The organism is Streptomyces sp. NBC_01216, from assembly GCF_035994945.1.
Taxonomy (GTDB): domain Bacteria; phylum Actinomycetota; class Actinomycetes; order Streptomycetales; family Streptomycetaceae; genus Streptomyces.
In genome coordinates, this window is the sequence record NZ_CP108677.1 from 2,229,939 (window position 1) to 2,248,008 (window position 18,070).

Below are 18,070 nucleotides of genomic sequence, written 5' to 3' on the forward strand. Positions count from 1 at the left end.
GCCGTCCCGGGCCGGGGGTGTGGCGGGGGTCGGCTCTGAGCCGCATACCGGCCAACTGCCGTTCCCGCGAAAGGGACACGAGCGCCGCCCACGCGTCCGGGAACGCCGCGGCCTCCCCCGCCCGGCGCCGGGCTCGCGAAGAAACCACCCACGAGGCTTCGCGTGCGCGAAGTGTCAGGTCGGCTTCCGCTGACACCCGCCGCCAGGCCGGGAGCACCTGCCCCGCCCTGTCGGCCCGGAAGCCCTCTCACCACACCGCAGGCCGGTGGTACGGGGCGGGGTGAGCGGCGGGGCGACGCGCCGGTCACCACGATTCGGCGGGCCGTGGCGCGCGGGCCCGGGAAGCAGCGGCCGACGATGCGCGGGCAAAGGTTCGGGGCACGGCACACCCGGTGGCGGGGGCCAGGCCCGGGGATGCCGGGGACCCTCGTACCGCACTTGGCGCAAAGCGAGCGCCCCGGGCGCCCTTCCGTGAACGCGTCCGGTCAGCGGGTCCTCGTCTCCGTTGCCGTGGTGCACACTTGCTCCCTGGTACAGCGCTCACGGGGAAGGCGGCGGCCGGCATGCTGACGGGGATCGAGGAGGTCGACTGGGCGTCGCTGGGACATGCGTACGGTCCCGCGGACGACGTGCCGGAGCTGTTGCGGGGGCTGGCCTCGGCCGATCCCGCGGAACGGGAACTCGCCCTCGACGGGATGTACGGCTCGGTGCACCACCAGGGCGACGTGTACGACTCGACGCTCGCCTGCATCCCCTTCCTCCTCGAACTCGTCGCCGACCCGGAGGTCCAGGACCGCGGCGCGATCGTGGAACTCCTCACCAGCATCGGCGGGATCGACCTCGGCGGCGACGACGAACTGGACGCGCTCGACCCGGACGACGAGGAGTTCATCGGCGCGGCGAACTACGCGATGGCCTCGGCGGCGGTGGCGGCCGGGTCGGACGTCTTCCTCGGCCTGGCCGGCGACCCGGACCGGGAGGTGCGGCTGGCGGCGCCGTGCGCGCTCGCCTCCCTGCACCCCGAGCCCGGCCGCGTCCTGACCCTGCTGCGGGAGCGGCTCACGGTCGAACGCGACACGGAGGTGCGGCTCGCGCTGGTGGAAGGTGTCGGACGGATCGCGCGGCGGCACGAGTCGCTGCGCGCCGAGACCGTCGACTGGCTCGGCTGGCTCACGCGCGCGGCCCACGCGCCCGGACTGCGGCTCGCCGCGCTGGCCCAGCTCGCCCGGTGCGCGCCGGCGGAAGTCCCGGACGATGTCGTGGAGCGGGTGACCGGACTGCTGGAGGAGGTGCGGACCGCGCCGCCCGAGCCGACCGCCCACGACGGCGGGGCCCGGACCTGCCCGCCGTCCCTCGCGGGGCAGGTCAGCGAGTTCCTGGAGGAACACGCGGCCGACCGGTCGACGCCCTGGGCCGACGAACTGCTGCGCACCCTGCACACCGCGCTCGACGACCGCGTCGAGGACCGGATCGCCCTGGTGCTCGCCCAGTTGCGCAGCCCGAACCCCGGCCGGCGCGCGGACGCGATCTGGCTGTGCGGCGGTCTGATACGGATGTGGCGCGGCCCGTACGAGGAGGTGGTGCGGCTCGTCGGCGCGCAGCTCGTCGATCCCGATCCGCGGCTGCGTGACGCCGCGGCTTCCTTTCTGGAGCGGCTGTTCGAGCTGACCGCCCCGGCCGCCGACACCCTGGCGAAGTGGCTCGCCGTCGGCCCGCCGCGGCCGACGGGCGGAGCGCACGGCGAGCGTCCCGACCGGCGGGGGGCACTGCTCGCCCTCACCCGTTCCGGTGACGCGCGGGCCGTTCCGCTGCTCGCCCGCGCGCTGGCGGGACCCGAGGTGCCGCGCGAACTGCTGTACGCGCTCGACGCGCTGGGCCCGGCCGCCGTGCCGCTGACCCCGGCGCTACGCCGGCGGCTGGCCGCGGTCGCGCTCGACGAGCGCCTCTACGACAACGCCGCGCCACTGCTCTTCGCGCTGACCGCGGTCCGGGGCGTCCACGCCCTGCCCGAGGTGCTGCGCGTGCTGCGCGGGGCGCCGTCGAACCGGCGGGACTGGGTGCAGGAGGCGGCGCTGAAGGCGGTCGCGGCCTTCGGCCCGGCGGCCCGGGAGGCGGCGCCCGACCTGCTGCCCGACCTGCGGTCGCTGCTGGCGGGCGGCTCGGCGACGGTCGCCACGAAGGCGGCGCTCGCGCTGTGGTCGGTGGAGGGTGACGTCGCGGCGGTGTTGCCGGCACTGGAGGAGTGGCTACGGCCGGGAGTCTCCGATCCGGACCGCTGCGCGGCGGCCGGGGCGCTGGGCGCGATCGGCCCGGCGGCGGCCGGCGGCGCGCCCGCGCTGCGCCACGGCCTCACGGCGCGGGACCTGTGGGTACGGGTGGGAAGCGCGGCGGCCCTGTGGCGGGTGACCGGCGACGCGGAGGCTGCCCTTCCGGTGCTGCTCGCGGCCTGGGAGGAGAACCGGCACGCGCGGGTGGCCATCGCGGAGTGCCTGGCGGAGATGGGGCCCGCGGCGGCGGAGGCGGAGTGGGTGATCCGCTCGGAACTGGCGCGGAACCGCCGCCACAACGCCCGGGAGAACGGCTCCGGAAGTCATGACATCCACGAGGACGAGAAGCTCCTCACGTTCTGCCGGGCGGCCCTCGCCCGGATGGAACGGGGGCGCTGACCGGTCCCGGCGGGGCTCCGCCGACCACCAGGCGGAGAGAACCACACTCAAGAGGCAGAAAGGACCCGCCTCGGGACCCCGGGGCGAGACCGACCCCCCGGACGCGCGTGAGGAGCGTCCACGGGACTGACCCTCACCGGACGGCACACCGTCACACAAAAGGGACATAAGGCTTACTGCTTGCTACGTTGCGGACCATGACCGCAACACGAGCGGACGCTCCCCCGCCCGGGCTACGCACCCCGAAGCGCCGCGGCGTGGAACTCTCCCTCCTCGTCTGCGCCGTCCTCATCTCCGTCTTCGGCTACGCCGACGTGGGCCTCGCCAGGAACGGAGCCGTCCCCCCGGACGCCGCCCGCTACGGCGCCGGGCTCGGGCTCCTCGCGCTGCTCGCCCACCTCGCCGTACGCTTCCGCGCCCCGTACGCCGACCCGCTGCTCCTGCCGATCGCCGTGCTGCTCAACGGCCTGGGCCTGGTGCTGATCTACCGGCTCGACCTGGAGACCCCAGGCGACCCGGCCGCACCCACCCAGTTGGACTGGTCGACGCTCGGGGTCGGCCTGTTCATCACCGTGGTCGTCCTGCTGCGCGACCACCGGGTGCTCCAGCGGTACGCCTACCTCTCGGTGGCCGCCGCCCTGGCCCTGATGGTCGTGCCGATCTTCTTCCCGGCCGTGAACGGCGCCCGGATCTGGATCCGTGCCGGCGGACTGTCCTTCCAGCCCGGGGAGTTCGCCAAGATCCTGCTGGCCGTCTTCTTCGCCGCCTATCTCGCCGCCAACCGCCACGCGCTGGCGTACACCGGCCGCAGGATCTGGCGGCTGCGACTCCCCGCCGGCCGGGTACTCGGCCCGATCGTCGCGATCTGGGCGGTCAGCGTGGGCGTCCTGGTCCTGGAACGCGACCTGGGCACCTCACTGCTCTTCTTCGGACTCTTCGTGATCATGCTGTACGTGGCGACCGGCCGCACCGGCTGGATCGCGGTCGGCCTGCTGCTGGCGGCCGTGGGCGCGTTCGCGGTCGGCACCCTCGAACCGCATGTGCACGGCCGGGTCGAGGACTGGCTCGACCCCTACGCCTCCATCGAAGCGGGCGACGGCCCCGGTCAGCTCGCCCAGTCGCTGTTCTCCTTCGCCGCGGGCGGGACGCTCGGCACCGGGCTCGGCCTCGGGAACTCCATCCTCATCGGCTTCGCCGCCAAGTCAGACTTCATCCTCGCGACGGCGGGCGAGGAACTCGGGCTCGTCGGCCTGACCGCCCTGTTCCTGCTGTACGCGCTGCTCGTAGCCCGCGGCTACCGCGCCGGACTCGCCCTGCGCGACCCCTTCGGCCGACTGCTCGCGACAGGGCTCGCCTCGATCCTGGCGTTGCAGGTCTTCGTCATCGCGGGCGGGGTGATGGGTCTGATCCCGCTGACCGGTATGGCGATGCCGTTCCTGGCGCAGGGCGGCTCGTCCGTCGTGACCAACTGGGTGATCGTGGCGCTGCTCGTCCGGGTCAGCGACTCGGCCCGCACCCCGGACCCCGAGACGGTGGACGCCGGGGTCGCCGGCCCGATCCCGCAGGGGGCCCGGTGATCCCGTACATCCGCCGGGCCGCCGGCCTCTGCCTCGTCCTCCTGGCCGCGCTGCTGGTCAACGCCGTACGGGTGATGGTCGTCGAGGCCGACGCGCTGGACGGGAACCCGGCCAACCGGCGCCCCGCGATCGCCCGCTGGGCCCAGCCGCGCGGCACCATCAAGGTCGACGGCCGGCCGGTGACCGGCTCCCGTGACAGCGGCCAGCAGCTCCGCTACGAACGGACCTACACCCAGGGCCCGTTGTACGCGCCGGTGACCGGCTACGCCTCCCAGACGTACGGCACCACCCTGCTCGAACACGCCGAGGACGCGATCCTCTCCGGCACCGACCCGATGCTGGCGCCGCTGCCCTTCTGGAACGACATCAGCCGGGTCCGGAACCCGGGCGGCACCGTGCTGACGACGATCCGCGCCTCGATGCAGGAGGCGGCCTACCGGGGCCTGGCGGGAAAGCGGGGCGCGGTCGCCGCGATCGAGCCGTCGACCGGGAAGATCCTGACGCTGGTCAGCTCGCCGTCGTACGACCCGGGGGTGCTGTCCGGCACCGGAGAGCAGGTCAAGGATGCCTGGGCCAGGCTGAACTCCGCTCCGCAGCAGCCGATGCTGAACCGTGCCCTCCGCCAGACCTACCCGCCTGGCTCCACCTTCAAGATCGTGACGGCGGCGGCAGCCCTGGACGCGGGAGTGGTGACGGACGTCGACGCGCCGACGGACACTCCGGACCCGTTCGTCCTGCCGGGCACCCGCCAGGTACTCCCCAACGAGGCGAAGGGCTGCGAGGACGCGTCGCTCGCCTACGCGCTCCAGTGGTCGTGCAACACGGTGATGGCCGGCCTCGGGGTGAAGGTGGGACTCTCCGGCATGCTGGACACGGCGGGCGGCTTCGGCTTCAACGACACGGCGCTGCGGGTGCCCTCGTGGGTCGCGAAGTCGAACTTCGACCGGGAGATGAGCGACGACCAGCTGGCGCTGTCCTCGATCGGCCAGTTCGACACGACGGCGACCCCGCTCCAGATGGCGATGGTGGCGGCGGCGGTCGCGAACAACGGCGAGATCGCCGCCCCGCGCCTGGTGGACCGCACCACCACCTCGGGCGGCCGGACGGTCGGCACGACCGGTCGCGACAGCTACCGCCAGGCGATGCGCCCCTCGACCGCCAACCAGCTCCGGCGCCTGATGGTCAAGGCCGTCGAGGAGGGCACCGGCACGAACGCGGCGATCCCGGACGCCACCGTCGGCGGCAAGACGGGCACCGCCCAGCACGGCTTCGGCAACACCGGCACCCCGTACGCCTGGTTCATCGCCTGGGCCCAGGCGGACGACTCCGCCCAGCCGGCCGTGGCCCTCGCGGTCGTCATCGAGGACGCGGAGGCCAGCCGTACCGACATCAGCGGCGGAGGCAGCGCCGCCCCGATCGCCCGCGCGGTGATGGCGGAGGCACTGAGGCTGGAGGCGGCGGACAGGGGGTAGGACCAAAAGCCAGGGAGCCCCGACCGATGACACGGTCGGGGCTCCCTGGGCGCTGGTCCGGGCCGGCCCGGGAGGCCGGCTCGGACTCACACCTCGTGACTGTCGAGCCAGCGGCGTACCGCGGGGCTCAACGCCGGCTCATCCGGCTCGTCCATCGCTCCCTCCGCCACCCATGCGGCGAACCGTCGGAGGACGTGGGAACGATGCGGCGCCGTCAGCACCGAGGTACTGATGGCGTGCTCCCAGGTGGTCGCGAAGCAGAGCACGTCCCCGTCGAGCGAGAGCATGCGGAACTCAGGGCGGCAGGGCGCGCTTCCGAGTAGCCCGGCAGCGCCCCTCCCCATGATGTCCCACGAGCTCTGCAACTCGACACAGGCCCATCGAGAGGGGCCTTCCTCCTCGGGCGGGAGCGCGAGCAGGAACCTGCGGTCGGTCGCGGAGAAGAGTCCTCCTTCGAGCGACAACCGGTACCAGTCGGCGTTCGCCTTCTCGCACAGCAGCGGATCGCTGATGTCCAGCATGGCCTCGATGCGGCCTTCTTCAAAGGGGCAGCTCGGAGCCTGGCCGGCGATGAGGGGTGGAATGAGCCCTTCCGGCTCAGTCCACCCGTCCACCATCAGTAGACCCGCTGCGGCGAGAGAACTCATGAGTGTGCGTTCAACCAACTTTGCGGGGGTGCGTTGTGCCGGCCGGGCAATCGGCCAGCGTATCCGTACTCATGGATCTGATTGTAGTTGTGCCCCAATACGTACCCGACGACGCCGTCGGCTCTGACGAGCACACGCGTCAGGGTGGTGCCCGGGGTCGTTCTCCGCCCATCACCGGCGCCCGTGAAGATCGTGGCGCCATACCATGGATGGTTGGTGTTGAACGTGCCGTTGGGCCTGCGGGCATCGAACCAGTCAAGGCCGTTCGAGTTGACTCGCTGGGAAATCGCACCGCTCTCCACACCATTCACGGTGTGATGAACTTCCCTCGGGATCTCCGACCAGTTCTCAGCGTTCTCCTGCTGCCGCGCTTTGGTGTGCTCCTCCGAGTACGGGTCGCGCTCTGGGGTCCCTTCTCCTGCCGTCGGACAGGAGTCATTGTGGACAAGGAACGAGGTAGCCGCAGCCAGCACGTAGTACGTGTGCAGTTCGCTGACGGTGAGGTTGTGGACGGTGGCATCCTGGGCGGTCCAGCGCTCGATCGCGGCGATCTGGACGTAGGTGCCGGCATTGGTCTGGAGCCATTGGCCCGACTTCAGCTCGGTAGCCTTGATCCATTTGCCGAGCTCGGGGACCCAAACAGGGTGGCCGTCGGTCGCGGTGACCTCGGCGGTCTTCGTGCCCTTCTTGCCGTCGGTGTCGATGGTGATCTTGACGAGGTGCTTGAGGCCCTCACCCTTGATCTCGGCGGTGACGGTCTCGATCCGGCTTTCTCCGGTCTTCGGGTCGGTCGCGACGACCTTGTCGCCGGTCCTGACCTTCTCGATCGGCTTGCTCGTGCCGTCGGCCATCAGGACCTTCGTACCGGGCAGGAAGCTGTTGCAGCCAGCCTTTCCGGAACCACCGCTACCACTGGACCCGCCACTGCTGCGGGAGGAGCCGCCAGAGTTGCCACCGGGCTTGGTGGTGTTGGCCTTGCCACCTCCGGATCCCTTGGCCTGAGATGTGGCCTTCGGGGCAGCCTTGGCCTGGGCCTTCTTCTGAACCGGATTACCGGTCTTCTTCTTGGCCGCGGCCGCGGCGTCAGCCTTTCGCTTTGCAGCCTCGGCTGCCTTCTTCTTAGCTCGTTGTGCTGCTTCCTTCTTGGCCTTCTCGATGGCCGCCTTCTTGGCCTTCAGGGCTGCCGCTTCGGCGGCCTTGGCAGCCTTGAGGACGAGCGTGGCCGCCTTCTTCGCGGCCTTGAACGCCTGGATGGCGTTGATGGTGCGGTTGACTGCCTTCAGAACGGACGGGATCTTGCCGAGCTTGGTCCACGGGATGGCGCCGATGATCAGGCTGCCGCAGGACCACATGTCGCCGCCGAAGCAGGCCATGGCGTCGTTGATGCCGATGAAGTCCTTCAACGTCTCCCACGCGACAGCGAGGATGACGGAGGTGAGGGACTTGCCCTGCATCGCCTCTGCCTGGGCGACCTGCGCCGCCGACAGACCCGCACCCGCGAGGGCCGCAGCCCGCTCCGACGCGGTCAGGCTGATCGCCAGACCGGTCGGGTCGGAGTAGGTGACGGGGTTGTTGTGGGCATAGGTGTAACCGTTGGACTGAAGCGGGTCGTTCAGGTCGAGCAGCGGGTCGGCGGACAGGAAGCGCCCCACGACCGGGTCGTACAGCCGGGCACCCAACGGCTGGTAGCCGGAGGCGTCGTCCCGGGTCTTGCCGAGGAACCCCTTGTGGTTCTGCAGGTTGGCCAGTGCGGAACCGCGCTCGTTGCCGAAGGGATCCTGCTTGCGGATACGGACCGACATGCCGCCGTAGAGGGCGACCTCCGTGTACGCACTGCCCTGGTGGTCCCCGGTCTGGGCGACCAGGGTCTCCGAACCGGTGCCGTACGCGTAGCGCATGACCGCGCCACCGGGTGCGGCGTAGGTGCGCTGGGTGTTGACCAGGACGCCGCCCTGCTGGACGGTGACCTCGGTGTCTCCCAGGTGCAGCGTGGCCTGCTTCCCCTTGATGGTCAGCAGACGCTCACCGCCGGGCCCGTAGATGTGACGGGTGTCGTTCTGCGGCACCCACAGCTGCGCGGCGGAGCCGCCGCTGCAGGTGGCGAGGACGATCGCGGTGCCGGTGGCGGAGGTGCCGTCCTTGACCGCGACGCACAGGCCGGACGAGTGGGTCAGCTGACCGGCGGTGTTGCGCTTCAGCTCCTGTGCGGACGAACCGTCACACTTCTGGATCTGGAGCGCCGAGCCGGCCGTGCCCGCGGCGGGCTGCAGACACCAGTCGTCGTAGACCGACAGTGCGCCCTTGTCCGGGTCGGACTGACCTGGGGTGGGAGTGAACCGGAAGTTCTGCGCCGCGGTGTTGTTGCAGCCGTACAGCTGGATCGGCTGGCTCGCGACCGGCAGGCCGGACTTCAGGTCGAGGCACTTGTCGGCCAGGCCCACGTAAGGGGTCTTGCCGCCCGTGCCCTGGCCGGTGATCCGGTCGACCTTCCCGTCGTAGGTCCAGGACAGGCTCTGCTTGTCACCGTTCTCAATCGAAGTGACGGACTTGGTCTCACCCGTCAACTCGTACAGTCGTTCGGCTTCCGCCTTGACCTGCGCACCTGCGGGGGTGGTGTAGTTCTTGGTGACCTTGGTCAGGGTGTGCGGCTGGCTCTTGGCCGCGCCGACACCGTACTGATAGGTGGTGGTGGCGTCCTTGGCGGTCGCGCCGGTGAGATCCTTCTCGGTCAGCTTGGTTCGGTTGCCGAGGAGGTCGAACTCGTACTCCTGCCAGTAGCCGGAGCTGTCCTTGCCGGCGGCGACGTTCAGGGTGCCGTCGGTGTTCTTCGGGCTGGTACAGGCCCCCTGGTTCTTGGAGGTCCAGGCCGTCTTCAGCTGGCCGAGCGGGTCGTAGGCGAAGCACTGACGCTCCTCGATCCCGACGGACTTCTCCTGGATCGAGGTGACGTTGCCGGCCGGGTCGTAGGTGTAGGCCCGGTTGGAGACCAGGTTGCCACCGACCACGGAGGTGTCCGTGCCCGTACCCGACTTCTCCCGGTAGACCAGCTGGTCCTTCAGCTCACCGCTGGACTCGTCGAACGAGTTCTGCGTCCACACCCGGTAGGGCTGGGCGCCCAGCGTCGAGCGCAGGACCTGGCCGTAGGGCGAGTAGACGGTCTCCGAGCCGTACCAGTCCTTGCCGGATATGGAGAGCGGCTTGCCGTCCTTGTTGTACCGGACGACCAGCTTCTCCGCGTCGAACCGGCCGGCTGCCGGAAGCTGCGCTTCCTCCAGCATTCCGTTGTCGGAGAACTTGTAGTCGTAGGTGTAGTCCTTGGCCAGGCCCCAGGTGTCGGCCAGCGGCTGCGGCAGCGACAGCGTGGTCGAGGTCGGCTCGTAGTCCTTGGTGTAGCCGTTGACCTTCTGGGTGTACGCCTGGCCGTCAGTGTAGCGAGTGGCGGCGGCGGGCATGCCCTTGCCGCCGGCGACGGTGTCGTAGGTGAGGTCGGAGAGGACGTCACCGTTGGCGTCGTTCAGGCGCTGCTGCTTCGGCCGAGACAGTTCGTCATAGGCGTTCCACACCGTGACACCGCGCGCATTGGTGACGGTCAGCGGACGGTCGAAACCGTCGTACGTGGTCCGCGTGGTACCGGCATCCGGGTCGGTCGCCGTCTCCATCCGACCGCGGCGGTCATACGTCCACGTCCACGGGTGGGTCGGGTCGGCTGAACTGGTCGCCTTCACCAGTTGCCCGCGCGTGTCGTACTGGTAGCGGGTGGAGGTGAAGCCACCGGGCGCCGCAGGATTGAGGGTATCCGTCCGCGTGGTGCGGCCCAGAGCATCGGTGTAGACGCGGTAGGAGGAGTCCCCCTGCGGGTGGATGATCTTCGACCAGTCCTGGCCGTACTCGTACTTGGTGGCCCGTTCCGGATACGCCTTGGAGACGGATTCCTTGGTGACCGGGTCCTCGTACTTCATGTACGGGGTCTCCTCGGTCACGCGGCCGAGGCTGTCGTAGGTGTAGCGCGTGATGTTGGGGATGAGGGTGTCGGAGACCGGGACGAACAGCTCGCCGGGGGTGGCGTCCTCGGTGAGGTAGGCGTTGTTGGTCTGGTAGACCTCGCCGGAGCTGTCGTAAAGCGTGTCGGTGACGAGGTAGCCGGCGTTGTTGTCGGCCTCCTCGATGGACTGGCGCTCACGGCCGAGGCCGTCGTAGAGGGTGACCGACTTCTCGATCCGGTCCTCGTAGCCACGCGCGTACGTGGCGACGAACGGAGGCTTGCGGAGCTTGAGGTTCGGGTTGTCCGGGTCGGTCTCCTCAGCCGGGATGGTGTACTCGGCGCGGAAATCCGGCACCGAGGAACCCGAAGGAGTACGGCCGGGAGCCCAGGCTTCGGCGAGCCGGCCCAGCGGGTCGAACACCGCCTCGCTGGTGTGTCCGTTGGCGTCGGTCGTCTTCAGCGTGACCGCGCGGCCCGGCTCCAGCTCCTGGACCTGGGTGTGGCCGAGCGGGTTGGTCTGGGTGATCTTGAAGACCTGCCCGGTGGGCGGGTCGAAGCTAATAGTGGACGAACGCTGTTCGGCATCGGTGTGCCTGATGACACGGCCGATGGGGTCGAAGGTCACTACGCCACCGGACTGGAAACCGCTGCCGTCGCCCTTGAGCGACCAGGACTCGGTGGCCAGGCCACGGGTCGAGGCGGCGGGCGCGGTGCCGTAGGCGGCGCCGTCGTAGGCGGTGCGGGTGGCGCCGCTCAGGGTGGTGAGGTCGCTCCAGTTCGCGTTCGCGCACAGGGTGGGCGAGACGAGGACCTGCTTGGTCAGACCGATGATGTTCTTGGTGGTCTGGTGCAGGTACTCGGACTTGACGCAGGACTCGTCACCGGTCTTGCCGGTGTCACCCTCGGACTCCACCAGGGTCGGCAGACCGTAGGTCGACTCGTAGGTGGTCTTCGTCCGCACCTGGCGCAGCGTGCGGGTGTCGTCGCCGGTGCCCGAGGACTTGGTGTAGGCGATCTCCTCGGGTTCGGTGACCCGCCAGGACTTCAGCGGGGTGAGGCCGTCGCCGCGGTCACGCCGGGCGAGTTCGGTGGCCTGCAGCTTGCTGACGCTGCGCGACTGCCAGTTGGCGTCGCCGTCGGCCGCGCTGTCGTAGGTGAGTTCCTCGGCGACCCGACCGGCGAAGGGCTCTTCGTCCTTGGCGATCTCGGTGCCGGTGATGTCGTTGACCGGGACGGTGTCGCCCATGCCGCGGTAGTAGCGGGTGACGGCCTTGGACCGCTTCAGTCCGACGGACGGGTCCTCCGGGTCGTCCGCACCGGTGTACACCGTGGTCTGCTTGAAGCCCGCGAACTGCGAGTACGTGCGGGTCGACTTCTTGGAGAACTCGCCCTGGGCGAGCTTCCAGCCGGCGTCCTGGTACTCGTACGAGGTCTTCGTCGGGAACGCGCCGTCGATGTTGGAGAGTTCCTCGATGCTGGAGACCACGTACTTGTGGAACCAGTCGATGTCCTCGACCTCGGGGTCCGGGTTCCAGAACGACGGGTAGCAGAGCTCCGTGTTCGCCTTGAGCCCCGCCGTGTCCGTCTTGGACGGCAGGCCGGCACCGGTCTTGCACTTGTTCTTGATGGGCTGGTACGTGACGACGGTCTCGCCGCCGTACTCGTTGATCACACGGCCGATGCGCAGCCGGGAGAAGCCCGGACGCTCGGGGTGCACCGCCGTGACACGGTTGGGCATGTCATCGGGGTTGTGCTCGAAGCGGACCGAGTTCAGCGTGACCGAGTCGTCGGTCGAACCCTTGCGCGCGTAGCCGGTGCGCTGGATCGACTCCAGCCACAGGGCCGTGTTCGGTCCGGTCTCCAGCTCGGCGAAGCTCTGGGCGAGCTGGTACTCGTCGACGACCTGTCGGGCGGTGGTGTCCGTGCGTCGCTGGGCCGACGTGGTGATCTTGTCCAGGCGCTTGCGGGTCCAGAACGTCGGACCGGCGTTCCAGCACTTCTTGCCGGCCTCACAGCGCAGGTCGACGGGGGTGTCGAACCAGGGGCGGTACTTGCCCGGGTCCTTGGAGGTGAAGTTGGCCTCGGAGCAGTCGACCGTGCCGACGGTGTAGCAGCGCTCCTTGACCGAGAACCCGATGCGGGCCGGCGCGGTCGCGGAGAAGATGCTGTCCTTGCGCTGGCCGTAGTAGATGTGCGACAGGTAGCCGTCGCGGTGGTACTCGACCGGGGCCTTGAAGTTGAAGTTGCGCGCGTAGTGGTTCGTGTCGCGCTTCCACCACAGCGACATGGCGTTGCCGTGGATGTCCTCGACGTAGTCGAGGTTCCAGCGCCATGCCTGGTTGCAGTAGGAGTGGGCCCAGTCACCGGCCTTGTAGCAGGGCTCGCCCGGGTGGTTGCCGTAGACCGGCACCGCGAGGACCGAGTCCGTGTACGGGTCGTCGGCGGCACTGCCGTTGTCCGACCAGCCCGGCAGCTTGTTCAGGCCGAAGTGGTAGCGCGTGCCGTCCTTGGTGGTGACGACCCAGTACTCGCCGTCCGCGTCCTTCATCCCCGAGCGCGGGTCGGTCGACGTGTCCTTGATCCGCTCGATCTTCGAACCGTCACCGTTGGCGGTGAACCACTTGTTCTTCGACTCGTCCCAGACCAGCTCGGTCGTCATCCCGCCCAGCGACAGCGTGGCGTTCTCCGAGCCGTAGCACAGGTCCGCGGTCTTGTGCGTGGCGTTGTTCGAGCCGGACTTCTTGGAGTCCTGACGGCAGTTGACGTACGTACGGGTGATGGAGCCCGCGTTGTAGTCCCAGCCGTCACCGATCCAGGACGCCTGGTTGTTCGTCGACGAGGTACGGCCGTCCACCGACTGCGAGGAGTAGGACAGCGCGACCTTCGGCATCAGACCGCCGGCGGTCTCCGGGGTCTGCACCTGGTAGCCGTACGTGAACGCGCCCGAGGACGCGCCGGCCGACCAGGAACCCGCCGACAACAGCGGCGAAGCGGTGAAGTCACCCTGCACCGACGAACCGGTGTCGAGCAGACCGACCGCCGAACCGCCCGAGGAACCCGAGGCGGTGCGCAGCGACGCGGTCCGGGCCGAGGCGCCCGTGGCCGTGCCGGCGGTCTCGGTGGTGTCGGCCAGGAGCTTGGCCACCGGGACGGTGCCGGTCGTGACCTTGCGGGACTTGGCGCCCTTGGCGGCGGTGGTCCGCGTGGGGGCGTCCTTGGCGGGCACCACCTCGACGCTGCTGCTCAGCCGTTCGAAGGACTCCGGGTCCTTCTCGCCGGCCATCGTCGTCGTGCCGCCGTCGTCCGCGCACTCACCGGCCGTCGGGTCGTCGTAGACGCAGTCGGGCAGCAGGACCAGGCCGAAGCGGTCGGCGGCCTGCGGCCCGTAGAGGTCGGCGAAGCCGGTGGTGTCGACGCTCAGCGACACCTGCGCGGCCGGGTCGACCGTCGCGGGCGGCGTGACCTTCATGATCAGGCCCGACACACCGGCGTCCTGGGACGCCTCCGGGGCCGCCAGGCCGACCGTCCACTCGCCGGCGAGAGCCGCCGCGTCCTCCGGTTCGGTGCCTTCCGGCACGCCGATCGCGATCGGCAGGTTCTTGTCGAGCGGCACGGTGTCGCCGGGCTTGGCGTCCACCGGCAGCGTCGCCGTGCCGACATCGCCCACCCACGGAGTGGTGGCCTTCGGATCGTAGGGGTCGATCGGCACCTCCTCCGCGAGCGTCAGCCGCTTGTCGGCGGTGTTGTCGCCCTCGGCCTCCGACGCCTCGGGCAGATCAGGAAGCTCGACCTGGGCGTTGTCCTTCTCGCGGCTCATGCCCGGACCGGGCACGGCCAGCGCCTGCCCGCCCAGGCTCGTCACCGTCAACGTCGAGGACAGCAAGACAACGGTCGCGATGCGGCTTCGCCGCCGTCGCCGTCTTTGTGAATCCGTCATGGCTAGGCGTCCCCGCCCCAGCCATGACAGTGGACCTGAAGCACGCATGTGCGTCGACTCCCACCAGGCAGATCTATCGATGGACGAGGTGCGGAAACACCAAAGAGCACGCACCTGGCTCAGGCGCGTGCGAGCGCACTCTCTGTCATGAACGCCGCGCATTTCAACATCGAAAACGGCAGGCCGACGATCTTGGAGTGAACCGCCTCACGCCGTAGTTCACTCCAGACACCAGCACAAACGATCTTCCCGGCGGATGGGGCGAATCGGTTCATTAATCGCATTGAAGTTCGCCAAAAGGTCTACATCATGACAAATCTGACGCGGTTTCGAGAAGCGCACCATCCTGGGTAACGAATTCATCAAATTCTTATGTGTGGACCTTGTGTGCCAAGTGTGTGATCGTGTGCGCGCCTTGCCCCGCGGCCTGCCGTAGGGGCTTTCTGTGCTGCCCCCTATCCCCTGGTCCACACGGGAGTCGACCGCCGTGTCCGCGCCGCCACCTCGCCTTCTCAGCCCTTTCGTGCGCACGCGCACCCGGCTGTCACTGACGCTCGGCCTAGTTCTGGCCGCCCTCACCGCCGCCCTGTTGCCCTGGTGGCAACCCGATACCCCGCCCGCCGCCCACGGCGGTACGGCCATCGACACGAAGCGGGCCTCCACCGGCCCTCGTGACGAGGCCGCCGCCATGGCCGAGGCCCGGCGTTCCCACAAGAAGGTGCTCGTCGACACGGCGACCACCGCCACGGAACTGACCTGGGCGCTGCCGAACGGGCAGCTGCGCAGCCAGGTCCACGCGCTGCCGCAGCGCGCGAAGAACGCCAAGGGCCAGTGGGCCCCGATCGACAACAAGCTGACCCGGACGAAGTCGGCGCCCCGCGGCCTCGGTGTCGCGCCGGTCAACCCGGCCGTCCCGGTGCGCTTCTCCAGCGGCAGCGCGGACGGAAGCCGGGCGAACCGTTCGTTCGCCCGTGCCCCGCAGCCGGGCGAGACGGTGCTCGCCGAGGTCGAGCTCGGCGGCCACACCATCGCCTACACCTGGCCCGGCGCCCTGCCCGAGCCGGTCCTCGACGGTCCGCGTGCCCTCTACTCCGAGGTCATGCCGGGCGTCGACCTGCTGCTGGTGGCGCGTGAGGAGGGCGGCTTCGGTCAGCTCCTCGTCGTCAAGAACCGCGAGGCCGCGCAGAACGAGGCCGTCGCCACCGTGTCCTACGGGCTGCGCTCGGCGACCGCCACCTTCCGCCACGACACCAAGGCCAGCCGCGTCCAGGTCCTCGACAAGGACGGCAAGGAGATCGGCACGATCCCGACGCCGTTCGCCTGGGACTCCAGCGGCAGGGACCCCGAACTCCCCGCCGGCCGGCAGGAGCCCCGCACCTCCACGGCCACCCCGGAGGACGTGCTCAAGCTGTCCGGCCTGACCGGCATCGAGCCCGGCGCGCACTCGGCCCCGCTGCCGCTGCGCCTGGACGGTGAGGGAACCGGCTCCGCGCACCTGCGTCTGCGGGCCGCCGAGACCAAGCTGTTCACGGACGAGAACGTCCGCTTCCCGGTCTTCATCGACCCGCCGCTCAACAGCGGCTGGCAGGCATGGACGACCGCGTACAAGAAGTACCCGAACAGCAGCTTCTGGAACGGAACCAACTTCTCCAGCGGCACCTCAGACGCCCGCGTCGGCTACGAGTCGGACACCGGCGGCCTCGGCCGCTCCTTCTGGCGGATGGGCTTCTCCTCCAGCTACAAGGGCGCGACGTTCACCCGCGCGACCTTCAAGGTGCTCAACAACCACTCGTGGTCGTGCACCAAGCGGGAGTACAAGTTCTACCTGACCGGGTCCATCTCCTCCGGCACCACCTGGAACGCCCAGCCGAGCTGGTCGACGCTGCTGGAGAAGAAGTCCTTCGCGCACGGCTGGTCCTCCAGCTCCTGCCCGGACGCGTACGAGGCGTTCGACGTGAAGGCCGCCGCCCAGAAGGGCGCCGACAGCGGCTGGTCGAACATCACTTTCGGCATGCGGGCCACCAGCGAGAGCGACACGCAGACCTGGCGCAAGTTCCGCGCCACGTCCGCCGTCCTCGAGGGTGACTACAACCGGAAGCCGTCCGAGCCCACCAACGGCACGACCTCGCCCGGCGGCGACTGCGTCGTCGGCTCGCCGGGCCGTACCGTCGGCCGGACCAACCTGATCCTGAAGGCGAAGGGCACCGACCCCGACGGCAACCTGAAGGGCCTGCGCTTCCGCATCTGGGAGGCCGGCACCAGCGCCCCGACCGGCACCCTGGTCACCAACCTGTCCAGCGGCTACGCCTCGACGACGATCGTCCCGTCCTCCACGATGCTGGTCGACAAGAAGACCTACTACTGGGACGTCCGCTCCGAGGACACGGTCGGTGCCGTGTCCACCTTCTTCCCGCCCGGCACGACGCCGTGCGCCATCACCATCGACGGCTCCGGTCCGCCGGCGCCGACCGTCGACGAGGACACCACCCCCTTCAAGCGGGCCACGTCCGACGGCATGACCTGGGCGACGCTGAAGTTCGGCAAGACCGGTCCGATGTCCTTCTACTCGGAGGGCGCGGCGAAGTTCAGCTACTCCTTCGACGGTCTGAACATCAAGTACATCAACGCCGTCAACGGCTCGGCCACGGCGACCGATCTGACCCCGCCGCACGCCGGGCCGAACTGGCTGCAGCTGTACGCCTACGACACGCTGGGCAACCGCAGCGTCCGTGGCGACTACCTGACGTACGTCCCGCCGAAGGACAACGCCGACGGTCCCCATGACGTGGGCGGCGACGGCCAGCCCGACATCCTGGCCATCAACTCCAGCGGCAACCTGTTCTCCTACTCGGGCGGACCGGGCGGCGACCTGTACGGCAGCCTCGCCGGCTCGTACTCCGTCGCCCAGGGTACGAACGGCAAGCCCCGTCTGCACCCGGCCGGCCACTGGTACGACCCGGCGACCGGCCAGGCGGCGCTGATCGCCCACTACGGGGACGTGTACCCCGGTGACGGTACGACCGACCTGTTCGCCCGGACCCCGGACGGCGGCTTCTGGCTGTACCCGGGCGACGGCTACGGCAGCTTCAACGTCGACGACCGGATGAAGGTCCGCCTGCCGGCGAACGCCCCCGCGTCCTCGACCTGGACCCAGATCAAGGCGGTCGGCGACGTCACCGGCGACAAGCTGCCCGACCTCTTCCTGCGGGCCGGTGCCGAGTTCTGGGTGCTGTCCGGCTACACCGGTGCGACCTTCCAGACGGCGACCCTGATGAACTCCGACGCCTGGGAGCGGCGCGACATCGTCAACGTCGCCGACATCAACAAGGACTCCGTGCCGGACCTGCTCTGGCGGAACCTGGACAACGGCAACATGTACGTCCGCCACGGCAAGCCGGGCTCCGGGACCGACAGCGTCGACCTCACCTCGCTGAAGCTGGCGGCGAACTCCCTCAACGGGGACGTCAAGTACGGCACGAGCTGGACCGAGGCGAACGTTTCGACCGCGATCGGCATCCCCGACGTCAACAACGACGGCATCCCGGACATCTGGGCCCGATCGGGTGTCGACGGTCAGATGCGGGTGTACTACCCGTCGACGACCAACACCAACCCGCCGGCGATGAACGTCCTGTCGGTGGACTGGCGCAGCGTCAAGGCCCTGAGCTGACCGCTGCCCTGTGAGTGAGGGGGGAGCCCCCCGGCGCGCCGCGCCGGGGGGCTCCCCCGTTTCCGCCTCCGTCGCCCGCCGCCCGTGTGGGCGGCCGGGCCGCGAGCCGCCCGAGGGGC

At 69.7% G+C, this 18,070-nt stretch carries 6 protein-coding genes; 4 read left to right on the plus strand and 2 right to left on the minus strand.

All coding sequences use genetic code 11. The features are described from left to right. Positions 1-563: 563 nt before the first annotated feature. The 3 genes from OG393_RS09340 (at position 564) to OG393_RS09350 (ending at position 5,715) form a co-directional block, all read left to right on the plus strand. A complete protein-coding gene (locus OG393_RS09340; RefSeq protein WP_327374172.1) occupies positions 564-2,666 on the plus strand; it encodes a PBS lyase in 2,103 nt (700 codons plus the stop codon). Positions 2,667-2,863: 197 nt separating this feature from the next. Then, entirely contained in the window at positions 2,864-4,243 is a 1,380-nt protein-coding gene (locus OG393_RS09345) for an FtsW/RodA/SpoVE family cell cycle protein (protein ID WP_327374173.1), read from the plus strand. After that, positions 4,240-5,715 (plus strand): penicillin-binding transpeptidase domain-containing protein, encoded by a 1,476-nt coding sequence (locus OG393_RS09350; protein WP_327374174.1) that lies wholly within the window; start codon positions 4,240-4,242, stop codon positions 5,713-5,715. Before OG393_RS09345 ends, OG393_RS09350 begins: the two co-directional genes overlap by 4 nt. An 86-nt stretch (positions 5,716-5,801) precedes the next feature. Here OG393_RS09350 and OG393_RS09355 read toward each other — a convergent pair whose 3' ends face one another. Further along, a complete protein-coding gene (locus OG393_RS09355) occupies positions 5,802-6,236 on the minus strand; it encodes a hypothetical protein (RefSeq protein WP_327374175.1) in 435 nt (144 codons plus the stop codon). A gap of 122 nt (positions 6,237-6,358) precedes the next feature. After that, on the minus strand, positions 6,359-14,161 hold the full coding sequence (locus OG393_RS09360) for a polymorphic toxin-type HINT domain-containing protein (RefSeq protein ID WP_327378367.1): 7,803 nt from the start codon (positions 14,159-14,161) through the stop codon (positions 6,359-6,361). 643 nt (positions 14,162-14,804) lie between these two features. On the opposite strand from OG393_RS09360, the gene OG393_RS09365 reads away from it, so the two are divergent. Continuing rightward, complete coding sequence (locus OG393_RS09365) at positions 14,805-17,951, plus strand: DNRLRE domain-containing protein (protein WP_327374176.1); 3,147 nt, start codon at positions 14,805-14,807, stop codon at positions 17,949-17,951. Positions 17,952-18,070 lie beyond the last annotated feature (119 nt).